Raw genomic sequence first — 23,069 nt, 5'->3', positions numbered from 1 at the left:
GTTTCATAACTCTCAACTGATCCGCAGCTGTTACAAATGAATTGAAATTGCCCTTTAGCTAAATCGAATTGTTTACAAGAACCGCAATACAGACCGCGTTTCAGTTTAGTAATATCAGCATGTTCAACAAAATATGAATTATTTGCCACTGTATCTCTTATGAGAAGTACAATTTTTTTTGCTTTTTCATTTAATCGTTCAGCCTTATATCCTCTAAAATAGTTCCTTAAATAATTTATCATTATCGTTTGATTCTCTATATTTTTATCTTCGGCAGAAAATCTGAAATCATCATTCATAAAAATAACTTTTCCATCCACTTGAAAACTAATTGGAGTATCATTGCTCAGCTTAATTAATTTACTTTCTGCACGGCTAAGCTGAACATAGGGATTGTTTTCCATATGACTGGCATTTTTATACCATTTATTTCCCCTGTATTCATAATCACCAGATAAGTTTTTAATTTCATTCACTGACACGCCATTATTAGTAACGATAATACTGTCGTACTGAGTCAGTACTTTTCCTATTTTAAGATAAACATCTCTCAATACATAAACATTCTCGTGACCAATTTCATTGAAAATTTTATCATACAATTTTTCGCCGGCAAATCCTTTTTCTAGATTACACATTTTATTTTGTTCATCTTTGTTGAGTTCTTTACGAATTTCAAGTGCTTGATAATGCATAAGTTCTGCCGGCGCCATTCTTTTATTTAGAAACATAATCCTTCCTCCTTAAAAAGTACCCTCTACTCTATATATAGGGAGAAACAACGATTTCCTTTTAAAAAAGTTACTTCAATACAAAAATAGCAAAACTGGTTTACTTTTTACACAAACTCTTATACTTTTACCTTTTAATGTATGTTACATTTCTGTAACTTATATAAATATTGTTGCTATATTTTGTTATATTAGAGTTTTACAGTATCAGTTGATTGGTATGCTAGTAAATTAAATTTATAGATTAATTTATAGATTTTCAGCGCTTTTTTTTGTTGGGTTATAGGAGCTCACGTATACGAAAGGCTCAATGCGTTGACATGAAGAAAGCTCATGTATACGAAAGACGCGGTGCGTCGGCATGACAGGGTCTCATGTATACGAAAGACTCGATGCGTTGACATGACAGGGTCTCATGTATACGAAAGACTCGATGCGTACGCGTGACAGGATCTCATGTATACGAAAGGCTCGATGCGTTGACATGACGGGCGCTCACGTATACGAAAGACGCGATGCGTTGACATGAAGGAAGCTCATATATACGATTAACGATGATCCTCCCAACAAACCCGCAGAAAACAAAAAGATCAGAGACTTTCGTCTCTGATCTTTTTATTTTGCGTATTCTATGGCCCTCATCTCGCGGACAACTGTCACTTTTATGTGTCCTGGGTATTGCAGTTCGTCTTCTACACGTTTTTTAATGTCTCTTGCAAGACGGTGTGCTTTTAAGTCGTCGATATCTTCAGGGCTTACCATGACGCGAATTTCGCGTCCGGCCTGAATTGCAAATGTTTTTTCTACGCCGTCGTAGCTTTCTGCAATTTCTTCGAGTCTCTCCAGCCGTTTAACGTAATTTTCTAAAGTTTCACGGCGCGCGCCTGGGCGCGCTGCGGAGAGTGCGTCTGCTGCTGCTACGAGAATTGAAATGACACTTGTCGGTTCTACATCACCGTGGTGTGACTGAATCGCATTGATTACCGTATCCTGTTCTTTGTAACGGGTTGCGAGTTCGACTCCGATTTCTACATGGGAGCCTTCAATTTCGTGGTCGATTGCTTTGCCGATGTCATGCAGCAGTCCTGCACGGCGGGCTAAAGCGACATTTTCGCCGAGTTCGCTCGCAAGTATTCCTGCGAGGTAGCCGACTTCAATCGAGTGCTTAAGCACATTTTGTCCGTAGCTCAGGCGGTATTTCATCTTGCCCAAGTGTTTTGCAAGTTCGGGGTGCAGATTGTGAATATCGAGTTCAAACGCTGCAGCTTCACCTGCGTCACGGATTTCAGTTTCCATGTTGCGCCGGGCTTTATCCACCATTTCTTCAATGCGTCCAGGGTGGATGCGGCCGTCCTGCACTAGTGCTTCGAGTGCACTTTTTGCAATTTGGCGTCTGATTGGATCAAAACCGGACAGAATCACTGCTTCAGGTGTGTCGTCGATAATAAGGTCGACACCTGTCAGTGTTTCAAGCGTTCTGATGTTTCGTCCTTCACGGCCGATAATGCGGCCTTTCATTTCATCGTTCGGTAATGTGACTACTGATACCGTAGACTCACTAGTGTATTCGGCTGCGTAACGCTGCGCTGTAATAGCGAGCAGTTCACGCGCTTCTTTGTCTACTTCCCGATTTGCTTTTTCTTTCTTTTCTTTAACCATTACAGCCATATCATGTGACAGTTCGTGTTCTACCTGAGAGAACATTTCCTGACGTGCTTCATCGCGCGTCAATCCGGAGATGCGGGATAATTCTGTTTCTTGCTGACTTATTTTTTCATTAATCTCATTATCCTTGGCATCAACCATTTGCTGTTTTTCTTCAATTTTAGCTTCTTTGTTTTCCAGCATGTCATCTTTCTTATCGAGTGATTCACTCTTCTTGTCAAGCGATGTTTCACGCTGCAATAATCTGTTTTCAAACGCTTTCAAGTCGTTGCGCTGAGTATTCATTTCGCTGTCAAAAGCTTCTTTCAGATTTTGGTTTTCTTCTTTCGCTTCGAGCAGCTTTTCTTTCTTCAGGTTTTCGGATTCCTTTTTAGCTTCGTTTATAATATGCTCAGCTGAAGTCCTTGCCTGACGCTGCTTGTTAGTCAATATATTATTGACAATAAAATATCCGATAACAACACCCAGAATAATACCGATTAGGATAAAGAGAATGTCTATTAAGTCCACAATAAACACCTCCCTAACTAAGGTTCTAAAGTGTGTTAAATATAATATGAGTTTTAATTAAAATATTATATAATTCAATTCTAAATATAATCATAAAGAAAATCAAGCACGAGTATTTATAATACCGGCGCTTGATTCAAAGAACTCAACGTTAATCAGAGTTTAAATATTATTTTAGTTCGTCCTCATCAAATAAACCTGCGTCTTCTTCAGATTCTTTGCCTGTTTCCTCTTCAGGAACATCTTCGCCGAAGCCGAGTGCAGAACGTAATTTGCGTTCGATTTCCGCAAACAGTTCCGGATTTTCTTTCAGTGTCTTCTTGGCATTTTCTTTACCCTGGCCAAGTCGTTCGCCGTTGTAAGAATACCAGGCACCGCTTTTCTCAACGATGTCCTCTTCAACGCTTAAGTCGATAACTTCACCTGTGTGTGAAATACCTTCACCGTACATAATATCCACTTCCGCCACTTTAAACGGCGGAGCGACTTTGTTTTTAACTACTTTAATTTTCGTGCGGTTACCGACGATGTCCTGACCGATTTTTAAGCTTTCTGCACGGCGGACTTCGAGGCGGACCGAACTGTAAAATTTAAGCGCACGTCCGCCGGTTGTCGTTTCGGGGTTACCGAACATAACTCCGATTTTTTCGCGGACCTGGTTAATGAATATTGCTGTCGTGTTACTTTTCGAAATGGCACCCGACAGTTTTCTTAAGGCCTGTGACATTAGACGCGCCTGCAGACCCATGTGAGAGTCTCCCATCTCGCCTTCGATTTCAGCTCTCGGTGTAAGTGCTGCAACGGAGTCGACAACGACCATGTCTACTGCACCGCTTCTAACGAATGCTTCTGTAATTTCAAGTCCCTGTTCACCGGTGTCCGGCTGTGAAATATATAAGTTATCAATATCTACGCCAAGTTTTGTTGCGTACTCCGGATCAAGTGCGTGCTCTGCGTCGATAAAGGCAGCAATGCCGCCGTTTCTCTGTACTTCTGCAATGGCGTGCAGGGCTACAGTCGTTTTACCTGATGATTCCGGTCCGTACACTTCTATAATACGGCCCTGCGGATATCCGCCGACGCCGAGTGCTCTATCTAATGTGACTGATCCCGAAGAAGTTGTTTTAACTTTGCGTCCCGCATCGTCTCCAAGCTTCATAACGGCACCTTTACCAAATGACTTTTCCATGTTTTTAATAACAGTATCTATCGCTTTATGTCTCTCGTCCATAATGTACCTCCAGTCGTAATCTCATTTATTATTATATCATGCACAAATTAAAAAAGCGAATATATGTTCGCTTCTGAAAACAAAAATTAAATAATTGCGGACAGTATTTCTATATCCGTAAACAATCATTATAAAACAAAGAAAACTGCAGTGAAATCACCGCAGTTTTTCTTATTTCTTGTCCGCTTTAAAGACGTCGCGGCCTTTGTAGAAGTATTCTATTGCAGACAGTATCGTAAAGAATACCGCGATATACATAAACCAGTGACCCGGCGAGAACGGGACATATGCCGTGAAAATATCACCGAATAAGAGAAAGACGAGCGCCAGCATCTGGAAAACTGTTTTAATTTTCCCGAGCTGCCCTGCTGCAGAGACGAACCCCTGCTCTATCTGCAGGAGGCGGAGTCCCGTTACAGCGAATTCTCTCGCTATAATCACGACAGCAATCCAGCTCGAAATCGTATGCCATTCAACGAGTACAATCAGCCCGGCGGTCACGAGAAGTTTATCGGCTAATGGATCTAAGAACTTGCCCATGTTCGTAATCATATTCCACTTCCGAGCAAGATAGCCGTCTAAGAAATCAGTCAAGGCAGCCAGCACAAAGATCACCGCTGCGATAAACTGTTCGACCAGAATGACTTCTCCGCCGAGAAAGGTCATTGTGCCGAAGCCGAAATCAAGGAGTGCAAAGATTAAAAAGACCGGAATTAAAACGACTCTGAAAACGGTTAGCCAGTTAGGTATGTTCAATAGTTTCACTCCCTTGTGATGTTAAATTGATAATAAACCGTCACCGTGTCACCGCGCTGCGAGTTATCGACACTGGTGCCGTTTAAAGAGATATCGAATGAAGTTGAATTGCCGAGCGCGAGATTGACAACTGCTGCTTCAGGATCAATGTCAAAAGTGCCGCCGTCCGACTCCTCGTACAGATAATTATTTTCAAGGTCATCTGTTAAGCTGACCCAGGAAGATTCATTACCCGACAGTTCGAGCGTCAGTTCCTCCGGAGCTGTGACGTTATAAACCAGCGTATTGCCTTCGCGGTTGACAAAGTTCACTGAAGCCCCCGGTTCTTCAGCCGCTTCCTCTTCTGCTTCTTCAGCCGGCTCTTCTGATTCTTCTTCCGCCGGACTTTCTTCAGGTGCTTCCTCTTCTTCTTCCTTGTCAGCGGTGAAGTCAGTTACTTCATTCTCTGTTTCATAAATTCTTTTCGTCTCGAAAATATCACCTTGGGAGCCGATCTGCAGGAGCACCAGCCAGACGGCAAAGAGCACGAGAATCATCGTAATAAAACCAAACAGCACCTTTTTTAAGTACTGTAAATCCTGATTGGATTTCTGATTGCGCTTCTGATTATCAGTTCTAGTGTCCGGGATTTCATCCTGGAAACGCTCGAGCAGCTGTTCAGCATCCAGGTTCAGGAAATCCGCGTATTTCCGAATCAGAAAACGCGTGTGTTTTGGTTCCGGCAAAAGCGTCAGGTCACCCGCTTCAATAATTTGAAGCACGCTCCGTTTAATACCGGAACCGCGCTCCATTTCTTTTAAGGTGATGCCAGATTTTTCACGTTTATTTTGTAAATATGTCCCAAGTTTCATAGTTTGTTAGCTCCAATTAGAAAAAGTCCATATTGTCACTTTCGAACCAGTGACGTTTCTTATGTTTTTCATAAGTGATTTCCTGATCTTCGTGTTCTCGGATTTCGATAATATAATCAAAGTCTTCCTGCTTTAATTTAAAGAATGGATCATCGATCAGCAGGTCCGGATGTTCCACAACTGTTGTACCGTCGTAGTTAAGCACCTGGTTCACGAGACGCTTATGATCCGTATTTGTAGATTTCGATGTTACCGCGCCGTCGATAATGTAAACATTGCCTTTATCGAATTCCTGCTTGTGGAGACTCGTGCGTTCAGTCTGTTTTAACATGGTCGATGATAAAAACAGCCATTTGTCGCCGGCCGATACACTTCCGGCAACGACCGATTCTGTCTTCCCGACCCTCGGCATGCCGCGTACACCAATCAGGAAAGTTTCATCGATATCGAACAGAATAGCAAGGAAGTCTACAACGATACTGATTTCATCACGTGTAAACCTGAAAATATTTTTGTTTTCCTCCGCCCGCTTTATAAATCTGCCGTGACGGAGCGTCAGCCGGTCCGTAATGGTCGGCGTCCGCATTTTGCCGACTTCAATTTCATCGACATGACGGCAGATCCATTTAAAACGTTCAAGCTTCCACAAATTATCGGTACGGAGCAGCAGGGCGCGCTGCGAGACTTCAACACCGTTAATCGTTTTAATGCTGAGACCGATATTTCCCATCAGACTCAAAATATCGCCGAGCAGCCCTGGCCGGTCATCGAGGTTTTTATATTCCAAATAGACTTCTTCGTCGCGTTCCGGATAAAAATTAGGTTTCTCAGTATTCACGTATACCATCCCCCGTTAATTTTCAAAACTTCTCCAGTAATGCTGCGCGCATTTTCTGACAGCAAGTATTCCGCCGCCGAAGCGACCTCCCGGGGTTCGATTAAGCGCCCTTGCGGCAGGTCTTCCAGCATCATTGCTATGTCTTCTTCAGACAGCTTTAAAGTCATTTTACCACGGACGACACCGGGTGCTACAGCATTAACTGTTATATTCGACGGCGCGAGTTCCTTGGCGAGCGATTTGACCAGTGTTTCCTGGGCCCCTTTAAAGGTGCTGTAGATGCTTTCCATGCTCGCACCGTAAGTGCCCCAGACACTTGAGATTACGATAATGCTCGCACGACGGCTCCGTCTCAGCTTCGGCAGCAGCACCTTGATAAAAGTAATCAGTGCCCTCACGCTGACGTTGTACTGGCCGTCGACCTGTTCTAAAGTCGTATCCTGTATTAATTCAAACAGCGCTTCACCCGGTGTGAAAATCAGTGTATCGACTGTTTCCACACCGCTGAAACAGCCTGCAAGCTCACTTTCTGAAAACGGCTGTGACAAGTCGAGATAGTGGTGCGTACTGTCTAATTCCGGCGTGTTTTTGTGTGAGAATGTAATAATTTTATCATTTTTTAAACATTCGTGAATACATTTTCCGATATCACCCGTTGCACCGACTAAAACGACATTACTCATAAGCTTTCACAATCACTTCGACCATGTTTTTCGTGTCGATTGAACTGTTAAAGTAGTTTTTAATATCTTCCAGCGTAATACTGTCGATTACTCTAGGCACGTTATATAAATCATAGCCGTCGAAATAATATTTCGTAAACTGGTTGGCAATATACTCAGGCGAGTTCAGGCTCGTTAAGTAATCTCCCATGAGCTCGCGTTTCTGACTCTGAAGACGTTTTTCAGAAAAGAAGTCAGTCGTTTTAACTTCGTCGATAATACGCACGATTTCCGCCGTAAACGTTTCATAATCAGCCGTTTCCGCTGCCATCAGCGTATGTCTCACCATTTCTTCTTCCTGGTAGGCGAAGTTAAATGAATCATCGACGATGCCTCGTTCAAGAAGATCTTCGTAATACGGCGACTGTTCACCGAAGACCATATCGAGTGCAAAGAGCATCGCTGCATCCCGGCGCTCCCGGACCGCATTGTCACTGTCATCCGGCAGTGTTTTAAAGCCGAGCATCACTTTAGGTGTCGATACCGCAAGCTCCATTACTTTCTCTTTAGTTTTAACCGCGTAGGGCTCTTCCGGTATAAAACGTTCGATATCCGACGGCTCGAAGTCCGGCCGTGAATTCTGATGCGCTTCTATATACGCGAAAGTTTCTTCTATATTAAAGTCGCCCGCTAAAATCATTACCATATTATCCGGCGCATAGAACGTCTTATGGCATAAGTACAGATGCTCCGCCGTAATTTCCGAAATCGACTCAAGCGTCCCCGCAATGTCGATAGCGACCGGTGAATTTTCGTACATAGCGTTCAGCGTTTCGTGGTACAGGCGGTAGCCTGGATTATCCTGGTACATTTTAATTTCTTCATTAATAATGCCGATTTCCTTCTCTACTTTTTCAGGAGTAAAGTACGGTATTTCCACCATATCCATTAAAAGCTGGAGATTTTCAAAGAAGTTTTCCGTCGTGCTGAACAGGTAGCTCGTTCTGTCAATCGATGTAAAGGCGTTCGCACTCGCACCCATTTCAGAAAACTTGTTGAAGACGTCGCCCGCTTCTTTATCGAACATTTTATGCTCTAAAAAGTGCGCAATGCCGTCCGGCACATTGTGGACTTCGCCGTGAGCTTTAAAGTGATTGTCCACAGAACCGTACTTCGCCGTGTAGGTGGCAAATTTTTTATTGTAGCCTTTTTTATCGATGATAAATACCTCAAGGCCGTTATCCATCACCTGTTTATGAACGACTTCATCCAGGTGGTCATAGCGGACTGTTGTATATTTATTGGTCATTGTCTATACCGCCTTTCAGCGTAAATACTGTATCGAGTTTAATTTTTTCTGCGATTCTGATGACATCCTCTTTCGTAATCGCTTCAAGCTGTTCAGTCCAGCTCTTCACCGGTGCTGTTACAGACTGTTCTTTTAAAAGCGTATTGTAGTTTAAGGAAATTAAACCGCGCGGCTTGTCCATCGATTCCTTTCGGCTGGACAGCATATTCCGTTTAATTTCTTCGACAAAGGATGCTTCAAAGTCACCGTCGGTGACACGCTTAAGTTCTCGCTTCACTGCATCTTCAAACACTTGAATATTGCCATTGTCCACACCCGCCAGCACAAACAAGTAGCCGTTTTTTATATCGACCTGTGAATGAATCGAATATGCCAGGCTCATTTTTTCGCGGATATTCGTAAAGAGAAGAGATGCCGCACTGCCGCCGAACAGCTGATTAAAGACATTCAGCGCCATGACATCTCCGGGCTCTGAATACTGCACACGGAAACCGAGATTCACTTTCGCCTGCTCAATCCGCTCATGTGCTGTTTTATATTTCACTTCGGGAACACCCCGTACCGGATAGCCTTTATACGGATACATTTTCGTCTCTTCGTGACTGTGCAGGCGTGATAAGTAATCAAATACCTTATCTTCTACCTTGCCCGCAACGAGGATAGACATTTCATCCTCTGTCATCATGCTCCTGTGGGCGTCCTTCACATCGTCAAGAGTTAAACGCTCTAAATCGTCTAAATCACCGAACGATAAGTGTCTATAGTCTTCTGTTTCAAACATCGTTTCGAGCAGCATTTCAAAGGCGCGCTGCGAATGATTATCGCGCATGCTCTTCAGGCGGTTCGTCATCAGGCGCTTTTCACGCTCAAAAAATGCTTCATCCGAGTCATCGTAATTAAACGGCGTATGCAATACGTCTTTTAAGAGTTCTGTAATATCATTCAGCATGTCGATATCTTCCATAATGAATTTATCATTGACGAATTCAATTGAGAATTTAACGATATGATCGCTGCCTTTTTTGACAACATTCGATGTTAAATGCGCACCGTAATGTTCTGCCAGATATTCAAGCAGCACTGCATTTGACGTAAATTTTTCTGTCTGTTTAATCATCATGCGGCTGAGCAGACTGCGTACAGTCACACTGCCGCCCGTGAGCGGCGTTCTGAAATAGACGCTCACGACGACTGTTTTAAATTTTTCTGTATATATTTTTACAATTGGCACATTATTAATGACTCTTTTGTCTACACCCTGCATTAAAAAAACTCCTAACTAATCTTCATGGTTTTCAATCAGGACACTGCGCGGCTTGGAGCCGCTCGCGGGTCCGATCACCCCGTTCGCTTCCAAATCATCGACGAGACGCGCTGCACGGTTGTAGCCGACTCTGAACTGGCGCTGCAGAAGACTTGCCGACGCGCGCTGTTCTTCGATTACAAACCATTTTGCATCCGGATAAAGTTCATCTTCCGATTCAACCGGCGCACTTACTGTCTCCTTCTGATTCATTATAACTGATTTCTCATAATTTGCTTTCATCTGATCTGTAATGAACTTCACGATATCTGTCACTTCATCATCATCGAGGAAAGCACCCTGGACGCGGATCGGCTTCGAACGGCCGGACGGCAGGAACAGCATGTCCCCGCGTCCGAGCAGTTTCTCTGCACCCATCGAATCGATAATTGTCCGTGAGTCCGTCTGAGAACTTACACTGAAGGCGATTCTCGACGGAATATTCGCTTTAATAATACCCGTAATAACATCGACAGACGGGCGCTGGGTGGCGATAATTAAATGAATACCCGCTGCCCGCGCCATCTGTGCAATCCGCGTAATCGACGCCTCCACATCTTTTGAAGCCACCATCATTAAGTCCGCGAGCTCATCGACAATAACGACGATGTAAGGCAGTTTCTGCACTTTCTCAGGATCATCTGCCTGGCGCTCAAGATACTGGTTGTAAGCTTCAATATTTCTCGTATGCGATGCACTGAAGAGGTCGTATCTTCTTTCCATTTCACTCACGATGCGGTTTAAGGCATCACTTGCTTTCTGCGGATTCGTAACCACCGGCGCTAACAGATGCGGAATACCGTTATAGACGTTCAGCTCAACCATTTTCGGGTCGATCATCATCATTTTAACTTCATGCGGTTTCGCATTTAAGAGAATGCTGACGATAATGCCGTTTATACAAACCGACTTACCGCTTCCTGTTGAACCTGCGACGAGCAGGTGAGGCATCTTGTTGAGTTCAGCCATAATCGGCGCACCGGAAATATCTTTACCGAGTGCGACTTCAAGCGGATTATCCGACGACTTCCGTTTAATCACTTCGCGCAGCGTAACCATGCTGACGACTGAATTCGGCACTTCGATGCCGACTGCTGATTTGCCCGGTATCGGCGCTTCAATGCGGATATCTTTTGCAGCTAAACTGAGCGCAATATCGTTTTGAAGATTGATGATTTTAGATACTTTCACTCCGACGTCCGGCTGGATTTCAAACTGCGTTACAGCAGGTCCGATACGGATTTTAGACACTTTCGCATTGACATTAAAGTTCTTAAGCGTTTCTTCCAGAATACGCCCCTGCTGGATGACTTCCTTGTTGCTGACTTTCTCGCCCGGTTCTGTATCGTTAAGCAGGTCGATCGACGGCAGCTTGTACTCGATAAGCTGCTTGAGTTCTTTATCATCGAACTCTTCGAATTCACTGTCAGCTGCCTCGCCTTCGGGAATATCAACTGCACCGTCATCATCCGGCGTGTCATATTCAAGTTCTTTTTTCTCCGCAACTTCTTTTTCTATCTCAAGCGCGTGATCTTTCGCGGTCGTATCTTCAGGCGCCTCTGTATCTTTATATTCTTCCATCAGAATTTCCGAATCGTAGACTTCCGGTTCAACATATTCGTCCGCTTCTTCTAAGAGTGAATCTGTTTCAGGCTCATCTTTCTTACTGAAGCGCGCCTTCTGTTTTTTGTCGGTACGCTTTTCAAGCGGCGTGTCTTCGGCCGGCGTTTCGATAATCGGTTCTGATTTTGCTTTTGGTTTTGATTTCGGTTTCTTTTTGACTTCTTTTTCTTTCTTCGGACGGTTCTGGAACCATTCAGCCAGTCTTTCAAACAGGCTGACGATTCCAGCTCCGATAGCAGTCAGTCCCCGGATAACAAAATTAAAGTCATTCCGGAGCGACTCCTCAATGCTCTTGTGACGGACGATAATAATGCTCATATAAATGAAGATTAAGCCGATTAAGAGCGTCCCGAAGAAGCTGATGCCGGTCGCTGAAAAATTGAATAAGGTCTGTCCGATAATGCCGCCGCCGGTAAAGTCAAAACCCGGCTCTCTCGTCATGACGAGCATATCGTTAAAACTGAAATAATTGTCTGTTCTCGGACGGTCCGATAAATACAAGATCGAGTGCAGCAGGAACAAGAGGCCGAACTGCATCATTAAATAGCCGAGCATGCGTTTTGTAAACGGGAATTTTAAATGTGTCGCCAAATAGAAACTCGCGAGCAATAACACGAGGTATGTAAAGTAGCGGCTTGTGCCAAAAAGAAAATTAAACACTGCATCGGTATATTCTCCGACGAGGCCCAGCTGGAATACTGTAATGATAAGTAAAATAATAATGATTAAAGCAAAACTCGCATAATACGTTTTCTTATCATTGTTTTTCTTTTTCGCAGTGCGCTTTCGTTTAGTCGCCATCTTTTACCACCTTCATTTTCACTTTTTAATTATAACAACGGAGATATAAGGTTATCCTAATATCTCCGCCGGTTTACACTCTATTATATTTCAGAAATGATTGGAATAATCATCGGACGACGCTTCGTTTCATCGTATAGGAATTTGCCAAGGTCATCTCTGATATTTTGTTTTAAGACACTCCATTCAATTTTGCCCGCACTGATATTGTCTTCGACAATACCTCTGACGTGCTCGGATGCTTCTTTTATCAGCGCTTCCGATTCTTTCACGTAGACGAATCCGCGGGATTGAATTTCAGGTCCTGCCGTAATTGATCTCGTCTCACGGTTAATAGTAACAACCGCGATAAAGATCCCGTCTTCAGAGAGCAGTCTGCGGTCCCTGAGCACAATGTTGCCGACATCGCCGACACCGCTGCCGTCAATCAGGACGTTGCCTGCTTCGACTTTTTCGGTACTGAACATCTTCTCGCCGTCATACTGAACGACATCCCCTTTTTCAAGCAGGAAAATATTTTCTGCTTTCACACCTGCTTCAGATGCGAGACGCGCGTGCGCAATCTGGCTTTTAAACTCACCCTGAACAGGAATAAAGTATTCCGGTTTAAAGATATTCAGCATCATTTTAAGCTCTTCTGCAAGTCCGTGGCCTGAAGCGTGAATATTTTTCGACGGTGTGTTGATTACAGCACCGGCCTTAACGAGTTCGTTAAGCGTCGTGTACAGGACAACTTCCATGTTCGATGAAGGCGTCGTTAAAATATACACTTCGTCGCCTTCTTTAATATTCGTTACTTCGTGCTGGCCGCGCGACATTTTGCCGAGCGCTTCGATCGGTTCACCCTGTGAACCTGTAGCGATAATAACAACTTCATTGTCCGGGTAGTCTTTAATTTCATGACTCGGCAGAAGCAGACCGTCCGGAATATCGAAATATCCGAGTTTTCTTGCTACTTTAAATGATGATTCAAGCGTGCGTCCGAGGAACGACACTTTGCGGTTTACTTTCGCAGCATTGGTCAGCACCTGCTGGATGCGTACGAAGTTCGACGCGTAGCATGATACGATAATGCGGTTTTTAGACTTCTGGAAGGCGTCTAAAATGTGGTCTTCGATTAAATTCTCCGCCACGTTGTAGCCCGGTTTCTCAGCTTCTGTCGAATCGCTGATCAGCGCGAGCGTTTTATTCTTCTCGGCGAGTGAATACATCTTTGCCATATTGTAGTCGTAGTTGCCTTTTAAGCTCTGGTCGAATTTAAATTCGCCGGTGTAGACGACTGCACCGTAAGGTGTATTCATGCTGATGCCGTATGAATCCGGGATACTGTGGGATGTTTCGAAAAACTCCACGTTCGTATCGCCGAACTTCATAACAGATTCATTATTGATTGCATAAAACTTAACTTTCTTTTTAACGTTCTTCTCTTTCAGACGTTCTTTAATTAAAGCAAGGGTTAAACGGGAGCCGTAAACAGGTACGTTTAATTCTTGAATAATGTAAGGAATTGCACCGATTGAGTCTTCATGTCCGTGTGTAACAAAAATCGCCTTCAGGCGATCTTTGTTCTCCAGAACGTATGAAATATCAGGTATGACGATGTCGATACCCAGCATTTCATCTTCCGGGAACATAAGACCTGCATCGAGAATAAACATATCGTCGTCAACTTCAACGACATACATGTTTTTTGCAATCTCGCCAACGCCGCCGAGAGGAACGATTTTCACATGTGCTTTTTTACTTTCTTTCTTCACATTGATGTCCTCCTTTGATAATATCCGGCAGTTATTTTAGTCTTCTTTTTTTTCTTTATCTGTTTCCAGTAATTCTTTGCGTGATGCGTTAACGCGTCCCTGGTTATCGATATTCGTTACTTTAACGAGGATTTTATCGCCTATTTTAACGACATCTTCAACCTTGTTGACACGTGTATTATCGAGCTGGGAAATATGCACGAGTGCATCCTTGCCCGGGAAGAGCTGAACGAAAGCGCCGAATTTCTCGATGCGGCGCACTTCGCCGTTATAAATTTCGCCGACAACCGCTTCGCGTGTAATATCTTCGATAATTTTACTCGCTTCTTTAATTGCTTCCTGGTCGCTCGAACCGATGAAGACAGTACCATCCTGTTCGATATCCAGTTTAACACCTGTCGCGTCGATAATTTCATTAATCTTCTTACCGCCCGGTCCAATAACGTCGCGGATTTTAGCAGGTTTAATATGCATAACTTCAACTTTCGGCGCGTGTGCTGATAGTTCAGTGCGCGGCGCGTTGATTGTTGCAAGCATATTATCTAAAATGTGCAGGCGGCCGATGCGTGCCTGCTCAAGTGCTTCCTGTAAAATCGCTTCATCTAAACCGTCGATTTTAATATCCATCTGAATCGCAGTAATTCCCTTCGGAGTTCCCGCAACTTTAAAGTCCATATCTCCAAGCGCATCTTCCATGCCCTGAATATCAGACAGAATTGTGTAATTTTCATCTTTCTTAACAAGTCCCATAGCAATACCCGCTACCGGTGCTTTAATCGGCACACCTGCATCCATTAAGGCTAATGTCGAACCGCAGATTGATGCCTGTGAAGAAGAACCGTTCGATTCAAGTACTTCAGACACGACGCGAATCGTGTACGGGAAGTCCGTTTCATTCGGGATAACCTGCAACAGCGCACGTTCCCCGAGTGCTCCGTGACCGATTTCGCGGCGGCCCGGTCCGCGGATTGGACCTGTTTCGCCGACAGAGAAATTCGGGAAGTTATAGTGGTGCATATAGCGTTTGTTGTCTTCTGTACCGAGACCGTCGATAATCTGGTGCTCGCCGAGGCCGCCGAGCGTTGCAACAGACAGCGCCTGAGTCTGTCCGCGTGTAAATAAAGCTGAACCGTGCGTGCGCGGAAGCAGTCCCACCTGTGAATTTAAGGGGCGGATTTCTGCCGGTTCGCGGCCGTCAGGACGGATTTTATCGTCTGTGATTAGACGGCGGACTTCAGCTTTAACAAGGTCGTCGAAAATAGCCGATGCATCTGCTGCGAGTGCGTCGTAATCTTCAGCATCTTCGTCGAGACTTGCGATAATATCCTGCTTGACTGAAGAAATATTTTCTTCGCGTGTCTGCTTGTCGTTCTCCTGAATTTTAGCATACAGGTCCATGCTTTCAGCCTGAGCTGTAATCTGTGCGCGGAAGTCCTCGTCAATCTGCTCGATTTCAACTTCGCGTTTAACAGGTTTAATTTCAGCAATTGCATCGTTTTGGAACTGGACAAGTTCCTTAATGTTTTCGTGACCGAAAAGAATCGCTTTTAACATAATATCTTCAGGAATTTCCTGTGCCGCTGCTTCCACCATGTTTACTGCGTCGTAAGTCCCCGCAACTTGAAGTTCAAGTTCCGATTTTTCCTGCTGTTCTGCTGTCGGATTGATGATAAACTCCCCGTCGATTAAACCGACAGTAACACCCGCAATCGGGCCGTCAAAAGGAATATCCGAGACGCTAAGCGCCATTGAAGATCCGAGCATTGCTGCCATTTCGGGAGATGCATTATTGTCTACAGAAAGCACTATAGACATTACCTGTACGTCGTGACGGTAGCCGTCCGGGAACAGGGGACGAATCGGTCTGTCGATTAAACGGCTCGTGAGCGTCGCATCTTCACTCGGACGCCCTTCACGCTTGTTGAAGCCGCCGGGAATTTTCCCCGCTGCGTACATTTTCTCCTCGTAAGCTACTGTTAACGGGAAGAAACCGATATTTTTCGGTTCTTTCGATCCTGTCGCTGTAGAGAGCACTACTGTATCGCCGTAACGTACAAGTACAGAACCGCTCGCCTGCTTAGCCATCTCTCCGTACTCTATAATAAGCGGGCGGCCGCCCCACTCAGTTTCAAACACTTGTTTAGTCTGTTCATTCATAATTTGTTTTCTCTCCTTAGCTTTGGCACTTATAATTATCATATCATTTTTGCTGTGAAATATATATATAAAAAGGTGTCGGGTTTTAGAGCGCTGGCGGGGGTTGCGTGACTATGGGAGGTGCTCATTGTCACTAGGACGGTGATGCGTGACTATGAAATCCGCTCATTGTCACTAGGACGGCGCTGCGTGACTATGAAATCTGCTCATTGTCACTAGGACGGTGATGCGTGACTATGAAAACAACTCATTGTCACTCAGTACTATAGTCTCGCTGCTCTTTTATCTTGTTGCCAGGCTTATCCTTATACCTCTGTACTTTCTTCGTTTCTTTCAATGCTGCATTGCCATCATAATATCTAAACTCATATGATGTCTGCCTTCCTTTTTTAATTACATCACAATGCCTTTGAAGTGAACGAAGCACTGTCCTACCATGCAGCTGATGATCTATTAATCTCAGCAGCGACCGTTTCGTCATCGGCTGATTATAAAACAGGAACTTATGGTCGCTCATAGCGCGGAGCAGATGCGTTTCGTTACTTTCTATTGTACCGCACTCAGCGCAAGTTAACTGGAAACGTCCCTTTTCTAGATTAAAACTTCCGCATTCCCCGCAATAAATCCCCATTCGGATTTGGCCGACATCTAGGCTCCCGTTAAAATATGGATTTTCAGTTATATGTGCGCGAATTAATGATACAAGTTTATCCGCCTTCCCGGTATTAAAGTTCTCTTTAAACTCACGGAAGTATTTCTTCAGATCCATACGGATGACGACATTCTTCCAAATCGAGTTATCCTCTGAATACAGTCTGAAGTCATCATTTGGAAATATCACCTTACCCGTTATCTCAACAGTGACATTATAATTTCTGCATATGCGGTATAATTTTCCGACTGCCCGGTCGACTTGTGAAAATGGATTATCGGGAATTACTTCATTATTCCTCGAAAATCTGCCGTTTTTATAATAGTATTCTCCCCGGTAATTTTTAATTTCATTGACAACAACAGCATCTTCCGCAATAACCAGACTGTCATACTGACCTCCCGAATTTCCTGCAGCAAGATAAACATCTCTAAAAATATAAAGATTGCTGTGTCCTGTTTCATCAAAAATTTTATCGTATAAGCATTCGCCTTCATAACCGCTTCTATATATTTTAAACTGACGGTCTTCGGCAGCATTCAAATGACGTCTCTTCTGCAACGCTCTATAATGTAAAAGTTCCGCCGGTATTTTTCTGCTGTTTAAAAACATTTAACCTCTCCTTTTTAAGAATACTCCTCACTATAAATATAGATGAAATTCCGGAGTTTCCTACCAATATCCGAGGTAAATGCGAAAATTGAAAAACTGCGTATCATAATCAGCAAAAAACAAAAAAATCCGCTCCTCTGCAGAGGGGCGGATCGAAAGTTTATAGATTAACGGCGTAGTCCAAGTTTAGCGATTAAGTCGCGGTATCTTACTACGTCTTTGTTGCGCAGGTAAGTCAGCAGGTGCTTGCGGCGTCCTACCATTTTAAGAAGACCGCGTCTTGAGTGGTGGTCTTTCTTGTGCGTGCGCAGGTGATCGTTTAATGTGTTGATTTCTTCTGTTAATACAGCGATTTGAACTTCTGGTGACCCAGTGTCAGTTTCGTGTACGCGGTATTCTTCGATTAATTCTGTTTTTCTTTCTTGTGAAATTGCCATTATAATTTCCTCCTAATAATTTATATACACCAATATCCGAGCATGCGTCGGAGTTTCAACAATGCCAAGATACGGTACTCGTAATATTATATACTTTTTTAAGCTTCATATCAAGTATTCATTTACAAGATAAAAACCGGTCCTCTTAAAAATGTCAGCCTACAGGTCTCGGAGCAGCTCGCGCGCAATCTTCGCATCAGAATCAATTGCCGCGATCAGCGGTTCGATGCCGTCGAATTTTTCTTCATCGCGGACGAAGTAATGCCAGTGAACCGTAACGTTTTCTCCGTAAATATCGCGGGCGAAGTCGAAGATGTAAACTTCCGTCGTAAGGCGCGCATTGTCATGGAAGGTCGGTTTAACCCCCACGCTCGCAACTCCTTTATAGAGCGTGTCGTCGTTTTCAATCGTCATCGTCACAGCATATGAACCTTTTGCCGGCATGAAATAGCGGTAGTTGGGTTCGATGTTTGCAGTCGGGAAGCCGATTGTCCGGCCGCGCTTCTCGCCTTGAACTACAATGCCTTCGATATCATAAGCGCGGCCTAGAGCTGCGTTTGCCTTATCGAGTTCGTGGTTATCGAGATATTCGCGGATGCGGGTCGTCGATACTTTACTGTCCAGCATTTCATGCTTGCCGACTTCTGTCGTATTGAACTCTTCATACAGTTTTAAGTCTGCGACTGTACCGCTGCCTTTTTTGCCGTATGTATAATCGAATCCTGCAATGACTTCTTTAATGTTGCTGCTAATAAGGTATTCCTTGACGAAATAATCTTTATCGAGTCCTGCAAAAGCACTGGAAAAGTTAATCACAAATACATAATCTATGTCGAGTTCTTCCAGTTTCTTCATTTTAATGTCAAACGGCGTCAGGTAGGTTGTACGCTGTTTTTTAGGGTCGAGCACGACGGAAGGATGCGGGTCGAAGGTCATGACCGCTTTTTTCAAACCTCGTTCTGCTGCGATTTCCTTCATCGTATTGATGACATCGAGATGCCCTAAATGGAGGCCGTCAAAAAAGCCCAGCGCTGCTGCTGACGGCTCTATGTTTGAAAGTGCTTCATCGTTTGGATAGTGCAATTTAATTATTTCCATAAGTCCCCCATAAGTTATTAAACATTTTAAATGGTTTTAACTGATCAGGTTTTTCGGGATGTGTTTTGTAAATTCCGAGCGGCATCTCACCGCGGGTAAATAAAATAGTATCGAGGTCAGTTAAACCCAGCATTGTTAATATATCACTTTTTACTACTTTTTGCCCGTGTGTGATTTGAAATAATAAATCTTCATCTTGAATGTCGTATCTCAATATATCATCCAGCATATCGATGATGGGAATCGGCTCTGCTTTTACCGTGCCGTCTCTTAAATCGCCGAGCGCAATGGCCTGGTCGATTGAAAATCCGCAGGAGCCAGTCCGGCGGAGATAGGACATATGTGCAGGATAGCCGAGCGCGCGGCCGATATCGACTGCGAGCGTGCGGATATAAGTGCCTTTTGAGCAGGTGACATCAATGTCAAAAGATATTGTCCCTTCCTCATATCTGAGGTCTGAAGTGAGTTCCAGATTTTTAATCTGCACTGTCCGCGAGGGGCGTTCCACTTCAATCCCTTCGTGCGCGTACCAGTACAATTTCCGGCCGTTGACGCGGACGGAACTGTACAGCGGCACAGTCTGATGATAGTCGCCTTTAAACTGTTCTATGACAGCGACGACATCTTTTTTATTTAAACTGCCTTCAAGAACTGCTTCAGTTTCAAGTGTCTTCCCTGTCGCATCTTCTGTATCTGTTGTGCGTCCGAGTGTGACAGTCGCGCTGTAGCGTTTCTCGCGTTCCTGGAGAATTTCAGTCAGCTTGGTCGCATCTCCGATAACGATCGGAAGCACCCCTGTCACCGACGGATCGAGCGTGCCTGTGTGGCCGACTTTTTTAGTCCCGAGCACGCGGCGCATTTTATAGATGACATCGTGCGAAGTCATGCCGGCGGGTTTATCGACTGGAATCACGCCGTGAATATTATTATTTGCCATTATCTTCACCTGCTTATTTTATGTAGAAGAAGAAAAAGCCGCACCCGGCTCCCGGCGGGGAATACGAGTGCGGCTTATCTTGTTATATTACTTATCGTCGCGTTCTTTGATGTCGCTCAGGAGCGATTCAATCTTTTGTCCGTAATCGATGGAAGTATCGTATTTAAACTTCACTTCCGGTGCTTTACGGAGACGGATGTTAGTCGCAACAGCTTTTCTGAAAAGACCGTTGAACTTATCGAGCGTTTCCTGCACGAATTCTCTGTTGCTGTTCAGCGACGTATAATAAGCGGTCGCTGTTTCATTTTCTTTTGTAACTTCGACTTCAGTAATAGTTACCATGCCGATGTCCGGTTCTTTCTCTGTTACTGTTGTACGGATTTCTTCGCTCAGCACTTTTTTAATTTCTTCTGCTATGCGTTCATTTCTCGTTGACATAATTATTTCCTCTCAATCTCTACCATAATGAATGGCTCTATTTGGTCGCCCTCTTTGATATCGTTGAAGTTCTTAATTGTCAGTCCACATTCGTAACCTGCAGTGACTTCTTTTGCATCGTCTTTGAATCGTTTCAGCGTATCGAGTTCGCCTTCGAACACGACAATGCCGTCGCGGATTACGCGCACGCCGCTGTCACGTGTAATTTTGCCGTCTGTAACATAAGCTCCCGCAATCGTACCGACTTTCGATACTTTAAAGATTTCACGCACTTCGACATTACCGATAACTTTCTCTTCGTATTCAGGGTCAAGCATACCCTTCATAGCCGATTCGATTTCTTCGATAACTTTGTAAATAATGCGGTGGAGTCTCATATCAATCTGGTTTTGCTCAGCTGCGCGTTTCGCATTGACATCCGGACGGACATTAAAGCCGATAATAATCGCGCTTGAAGCGTTTGCGAGCGTAACGTCTGATTCGTTAATTGCACCGACACCTGTATGGATGATGCGTACATTAACTCCTTCGACGTCGATCTTCATCAATGAAGCAGCCAATGCCTCAACCGAACCTTGTGCGTCACCTTTGATGATGATATTGAGATCTTTCATCTCGCCTTCTTTCATCTGTTCGAACAAGTTATCGAGCGATACTTTCTGGTTAACTTCTCTGTCGCGCATAATCTTATCTTCGTGACGCGCTTCACCGATGGAACGCGCTTTTTTATCGTCTTCGAAGACTACGAAACGGTCGCCTGCTTCAGGCACATCATTGATACCCGTAATTTCAACCGGTACCGACGGGCCTGCAGATTTAATCCGCTGGCCAGTGTCTGAAACCATGGCGCGGACTTTACCGAAAGTCGAGCCGACTACGATAGAGTCTCCGACGTTAAGCGTTCCGTGCTGGACGAGCAGGCTCGCTGCAGGTCCGCGTGATTTGTCGAGTTCTGCGTCGATTACCGTACCGATTGCAGCCATCTTGCTCGTCGTCTTAAGTTCAGCCATTTCACCGACTAAAGTAATCATTTCAAGCAGTTCATCGATACCCTCGCCTGTCAGTGCAGACAGCGGAACGAAAATTGTATCCCCGCCCCATGCTTCCGGATAAAGACCGTATTCACCGAGTTCAGTCATAACGCGGTCTGCGTTCGCTGTCGGTTTGTCAGTTTTGTTGACTGCGACGATAATCGGCACTTCTGCCGCTTTCGCGTGGTTGATCGCTTCAATTGTCTGAGGCATTACTCCGTCGTCTGCTGCAACGACAAGAATAGTAATGTCTGTCACCTGTGCTCCCCTTGCACGCATAGTTGTGAAAGCCGCGTGTCCGGGAGTATCTAAGAAAGTGATTTTTTTGCCGCCGTGTTCAATCTGGTAAGCGCCGACATGCTGAGTAATACCGCCCGCCTCACCTGCAGTCACTTTCGTGTTGCGGATCGAATCTAAGAGCGTAGTTTTACCGTGGTCAACGTGGCCCATAATTGTGACGACGCTCGGACGTTCTTCATCGAGGTTTTCTTCTTCAAGGTCGAAGAAGTTCGTGAGATCCGTATCGTCTACAAAGACTTCAAGTTCAGAAGTAAAACCGTAGTTTTCTGCTACGACTTCAACCGAATCCTGGTCGAGCGACTGGTTAATGTTCGTCACGATACCTAGCATAAATAAGTCTTTAACGATAACTGAAGAATCTACGCCGATTTTCTCAGCCAGTTCACCGACTGTAATTCCCTCTTCGTATGTGAAATGCTTGTTTTCAGGTTCAGCCTTTTTCGACTCCTGTTTTTTGGCTTCCTGGTTTTTAGGAGCTTTGTTTTTCGAATTTTTCTGGTTTTGCTTATTTCTTTGATTTTTATTGTTATTATTTTTCTGCTGGTTCTGTTTGCTGTTTTGTTTAGCAGCAGGTTTATTACCGGCCGGTTTTTGAGCTGCATCTTTGGCATTCTTATTAAACTCGGCATCGAGAACTTTCAGCACGTCATCTTCCAGTGAAGACATATGGCTTTTAACCTCGATATTTTTCGATTCCAGAAAATCGATAATTTCCTTGCTTGTTAAACCTTTTTCTTTGGCGTATTCATGAATTCTTATTTTACTCATTGAACCAATCCCTTCTATAGGAGCTCTTTTATCTTTCTGGCGAATCCCTTGTCGGCAATTGCCAGTACGACCCTGTTATATGTGCCGGTCGCCTGAGACAGCTCTTCGTTTGTGTACTTGTCAATGACAGTGACATCATAGCTTGCACATTTGTCTTTAATTCTCTTTGCAGTACTTTTACCCGCATTTGCAGCCAGCAACACAACTTTTGTTCTGCCGCTTTTTATAGCTTCAAGGGTTTTCTCTTCACCGGTAACAGTTTTGCCTGCGCCGGTGGCGAGGCCGATATAATTTAAAATTTTATCGTTCATCGTTTTGGAATATCCTCTCTGTAAATAAGACGGATAATTTCATCGTAGACCGGGTCCAGTGTTTCGGTCGTTTTACCGAGTACTTTTTCAAGCACTTTTTTACCGCGGGCGTTATTGACCTTGTCGAGATCTTTTACGACGTAGCTGCCGCGGCCGTTTTTCTTGCCGGTTGCGTCAGCAGCAACTTCGCCTTCCTTGTTTACAACGACGCGGATTAAATCTGCTTTCGGATGCATTTCATTCGTCAGGATGCATTTGCGCATCGGAATTTTCCGTGCCATATTTTCACCT

The 23,069-nt window shown here is 44.3% G+C and carries 20 protein-coding genes; all 20 read right to left on the bottom strand.

What is annotated here, in order from left to right:
- On the bottom strand, nt 1–731 hold a 731-nt coding region (locus DFR63_RS10055; RefSeq protein ID WP_147302217.1), incomplete at its 3' end, for a nuclease-related domain-containing protein.
- A 615-nt stretch (nt 732–1,346) separates the two neighbouring features.
- Nucleotides 1,347–2,906, bottom strand: a complete 1,560-nt coding sequence (rny, locus tag DFR63_RS10050) for a ribonuclease Y (RefSeq protein ID WP_115885814.1) — start codon at nt 2,904–2,906, stop codon at nt 1,347–1,349.
- 169 nt (nt 2,907–3,075) lie between these two features.
- On the bottom strand, nt 3,076–4,137 hold the full coding sequence (recA, locus tag DFR63_RS10045; RefSeq protein ID WP_115885813.1) for a recombinase RecA: 1,062 nt from the start codon (nt 4,135–4,137) through the stop codon (nt 3,076–3,078).
- A gap of 171 nt (nt 4,138–4,308) precedes the next feature.
- Nucleotides 4,309–4,893 (bottom strand): CDP-diacylglycerol--glycerol-3-phosphate 3-phosphatidyltransferase, encoded by a 585-nt coding sequence (gene pgsA / locus DFR63_RS10040; RefSeq protein ID WP_115885812.1) that lies wholly within the window; start codon nt 4,891–4,893, stop codon nt 4,309–4,311.
- Nucleotides 4,894–4,898: 5 nt separating this feature from the next.
- Nucleotides 4,899–5,744: a helix-turn-helix domain-containing protein gene (locus DFR63_RS10035; RefSeq protein WP_115885811.1), complete on the bottom strand. Its 846-nt coding sequence runs from the start codon at nt 5,742–5,744 to the stop codon at nt 4,899–4,901.
- Between the two features lie 16 nt (nt 5,745–5,760).
- Complete coding sequence (locus DFR63_RS10030; RefSeq protein WP_245954176.1) at nt 5,761–6,582, bottom strand: DUF3388 domain-containing protein; 822 nt, start codon at nt 6,580–6,582, stop codon at nt 5,761–5,763.
- On the bottom strand, nt 6,579–7,265 hold the full coding sequence (locus DFR63_RS10025; RefSeq protein ID WP_115885809.1) for an SDR family oxidoreductase: 687 nt from the start codon (nt 7,263–7,265) through the stop codon (nt 6,579–6,581). Before DFR63_RS10025 ends, DFR63_RS10030 begins: the two co-directional genes overlap by 4 nt.
- Nucleotides 7,258–8,553: an EF-P 5-aminopentanol modification-associated protein YfmH gene (yfmH, locus tag DFR63_RS10020; RefSeq protein WP_115885808.1), complete on the bottom strand. Its 1,296-nt coding sequence runs from the start codon at nt 8,551–8,553 to the stop codon at nt 7,258–7,260. Before yfmH ends, DFR63_RS10025 begins: the two co-directional genes overlap by 8 nt.
- A complete protein-coding gene (gene yfmF / locus DFR63_RS10015; RefSeq protein WP_115885807.1) occupies nt 8,543–9,817 on the bottom strand; it encodes an EF-P 5-aminopentanol modification-associated protein YfmF in 1,275 nt (424 codons plus the stop codon). The genes yfmH and yfmF overlap by 11 nt, the downstream gene beginning before the upstream one ends.
- A gap of 15 nt (nt 9,818–9,832) precedes the next feature.
- Nucleotides 9,833–12,280: an FtsK/SpoIIIE family DNA translocase gene (locus DFR63_RS10010; RefSeq protein ID WP_115885806.1), complete on the bottom strand. Its 2,448-nt coding sequence runs from the start codon at nt 12,278–12,280 to the stop codon at nt 9,833–9,835.
- An 83-nt stretch (nt 12,281–12,363) separates the two neighbouring features.
- Nucleotides 12,364–14,043 (bottom strand): ribonuclease J, encoded by a 1,680-nt coding sequence (locus tag DFR63_RS10005; RefSeq protein WP_115885805.1) that lies wholly within the window; start codon nt 14,041–14,043, stop codon nt 12,364–12,366.
- Nucleotides 14,044–14,073: 30 nt separating this feature from the next.
- Nucleotides 14,074–16,194, bottom strand: a complete 2,121-nt coding sequence (gene pnp, locus DFR63_RS10000) for a polyribonucleotide nucleotidyltransferase (protein ID WP_115885804.1) — start codon at nt 16,192–16,194, stop codon at nt 14,074–14,076.
- A gap of 253 nt (nt 16,195–16,447) precedes the next feature.
- Complete coding sequence (locus tag DFR63_RS09995) at nt 16,448–17,458, bottom strand: nuclease-related domain-containing protein (RefSeq protein ID WP_115885803.1); 1,011 nt, start codon at nt 17,456–17,458, stop codon at nt 16,448–16,450.
- 167 nt (nt 17,459–17,625) lie between these two features.
- The gene (rpsO, locus tag DFR63_RS09990; protein ID WP_115885802.1) at nt 17,626–17,895 is read right to left on the bottom strand and encodes a 30S ribosomal protein S15; all 270 of its coding nucleotides are present in this window, start codon (nt 17,893–17,895) and stop codon (nt 17,626–17,628) included.
- Nucleotides 17,896–18,054: 159 nt separating this feature from the next.
- The gene (gene ribF, locus DFR63_RS09985) at nt 18,055–18,993 is read right to left on the bottom strand and encodes a riboflavin biosynthesis protein RibF (protein ID WP_115885801.1); all 939 of its coding nucleotides are present in this window, start codon (nt 18,991–18,993) and stop codon (nt 18,055–18,057) included.
- On the bottom strand, nt 18,980–19,930 hold the full coding sequence (gene truB, locus DFR63_RS09980) for a tRNA pseudouridine(55) synthase TruB (RefSeq protein WP_115885800.1): 951 nt from the start codon (nt 19,928–19,930) through the stop codon (nt 18,980–18,982). The genes ribF and truB overlap by 14 nt, the downstream gene beginning before the upstream one ends.
- Before the next feature lie 87 nt (nt 19,931–20,017).
- Nucleotides 20,018–20,368 (bottom strand): 30S ribosome-binding factor RbfA, encoded by a 351-nt coding sequence (gene rbfA / locus DFR63_RS09975; RefSeq protein ID WP_115885799.1) that lies wholly within the window; start codon nt 20,366–20,368, stop codon nt 20,018–20,020.
- Between the two features lie 2 nt (nt 20,369–20,370).
- Nucleotides 20,371–22,467 carry a translation initiation factor IF-2 gene (gene infB / locus DFR63_RS09970; RefSeq protein ID WP_115885798.1) on the bottom strand — a complete coding sequence of 699 codons (2,097 nt, stop codon included), beginning with the start codon at nt 22,465–22,467 and terminating at the stop codon, nt 20,371–20,373.
- Between the two features lie 14 nt (nt 22,468–22,481).
- Nucleotides 22,482–22,778 (bottom strand): L7Ae/L30e/S12e/Gadd45 family ribosomal protein, encoded by a 297-nt coding sequence (locus tag DFR63_RS09965; protein WP_115885797.1) that lies wholly within the window; start codon nt 22,776–22,778, stop codon nt 22,482–22,484.
- A complete protein-coding gene (gene rnpM, locus DFR63_RS09960; RefSeq protein ID WP_115885796.1) occupies nt 22,775–23,059 on the bottom strand; it encodes an RNase P modulator RnpM in 285 nt (94 codons plus the stop codon). Before rnpM ends, DFR63_RS09965 begins: the two co-directional genes overlap by 4 nt.
- Nucleotides 23,060–23,069 lie beyond the last annotated feature (10 nt).

Origin of the sequence: Jeotgalicoccus halotolerans, assembly GCF_003387165.1 — a bacterium.
In the GTDB taxonomy this organism is placed as follows: domain Bacteria; phylum Bacillota; class Bacilli; order Staphylococcales; family Salinicoccaceae; genus Jeotgalicoccus; species Jeotgalicoccus halotolerans.
Note: the sequence above shows the minus strand (reverse complement) of the source record. Positions and strands in the feature narration are given on the sequence as shown.

Bases quoted from the DNA above. Each gene is read 5' to 3' on its own strand.
- recA (WP_115885813.1), bottom strand. From the start codon at position 4,137: ATGGACGAGAGACATAAAGCGATAGATACTGTTATTAAAAACATGGAA.
- DFR63_RS10035 (WP_115885811.1), bottom strand. From the start codon at position 5,744: ATGAAACTTGGGACATATTTACAAAATAAACGTGAAAAATCTGGCATC.
- DFR63_RS10025 (WP_115885809.1), bottom strand. From the start codon at position 7,265: ATGAGTAATGTCGTTTTAGTCGGTGCAACGGGTGATATCGGAAAATGT.
- yfmH (WP_115885808.1), bottom strand. From the start codon at position 8,553: ATGACCAATAAATATACAACAGTCCGCTATGACCACCTGGATGAAGTC.
- yfmF (WP_115885807.1), bottom strand. From the start codon at position 9,817: ATGCAGGGTGTAGACAAAAGAGTCATTAATAATGTGCCAATTGTAAAA.
- DFR63_RS10010 (WP_115885806.1), bottom strand. From the start codon at position 12,280: ATGGCGACTAAACGAAAGCGCACTGCGAAAAAGAAAAACAATGATAAG.
- pnp (WP_115885804.1), bottom strand. From the start codon at position 16,194: ATGAATGAACAGACTAAACAAGTGTTTGAAACTGAGTGGGGCGGCCGC.
- DFR63_RS09995 (WP_115885803.1), bottom strand. From the start codon at position 17,458: ATGTTTTTAAACAGCAGAAAAATACCGGCGGAACTTTTACATTATAGA.
- rpsO (WP_115885802.1), bottom strand. From the start codon at position 17,895: ATGGCAATTTCACAAGAAAGAAAAACAGAATTAATCGAAGAATACCGC.
- ribF (WP_115885801.1), bottom strand. From the start codon at position 18,993: ATGGAAATAATTAAATTGCACTATCCAAACGATGAAGCACTTTCAAAC.
- truB (WP_115885800.1), bottom strand. From the start codon at position 19,930: ATGGCAAATAATAATATTCACGGCGTGATTCCAGTCGATAAACCCGCC.
- rbfA (WP_115885799.1), bottom strand. From the start codon at position 20,368: ATGTCAACGAGAAATGAACGCATAGCAGAAGAAATTAAAAAAGTGCTG.
- infB (WP_115885798.1), bottom strand. From the start codon at position 22,467: ATGAGTAAAATAAGAATTCATGAATACGCCAAAGAAAAAGGTTTAACA.
- DFR63_RS09965 (WP_115885797.1), bottom strand. From the start codon at position 22,778: ATGAACGATAAAATTTTAAATTATATCGGCCTCGCCACCGGCGCAGGC.
- rnpM (WP_115885796.1), bottom strand. From the start codon at position 23,059: ATGGCACGGAAAATTCCGATGCGCAAATGCATCCTGACGAATGAAATG.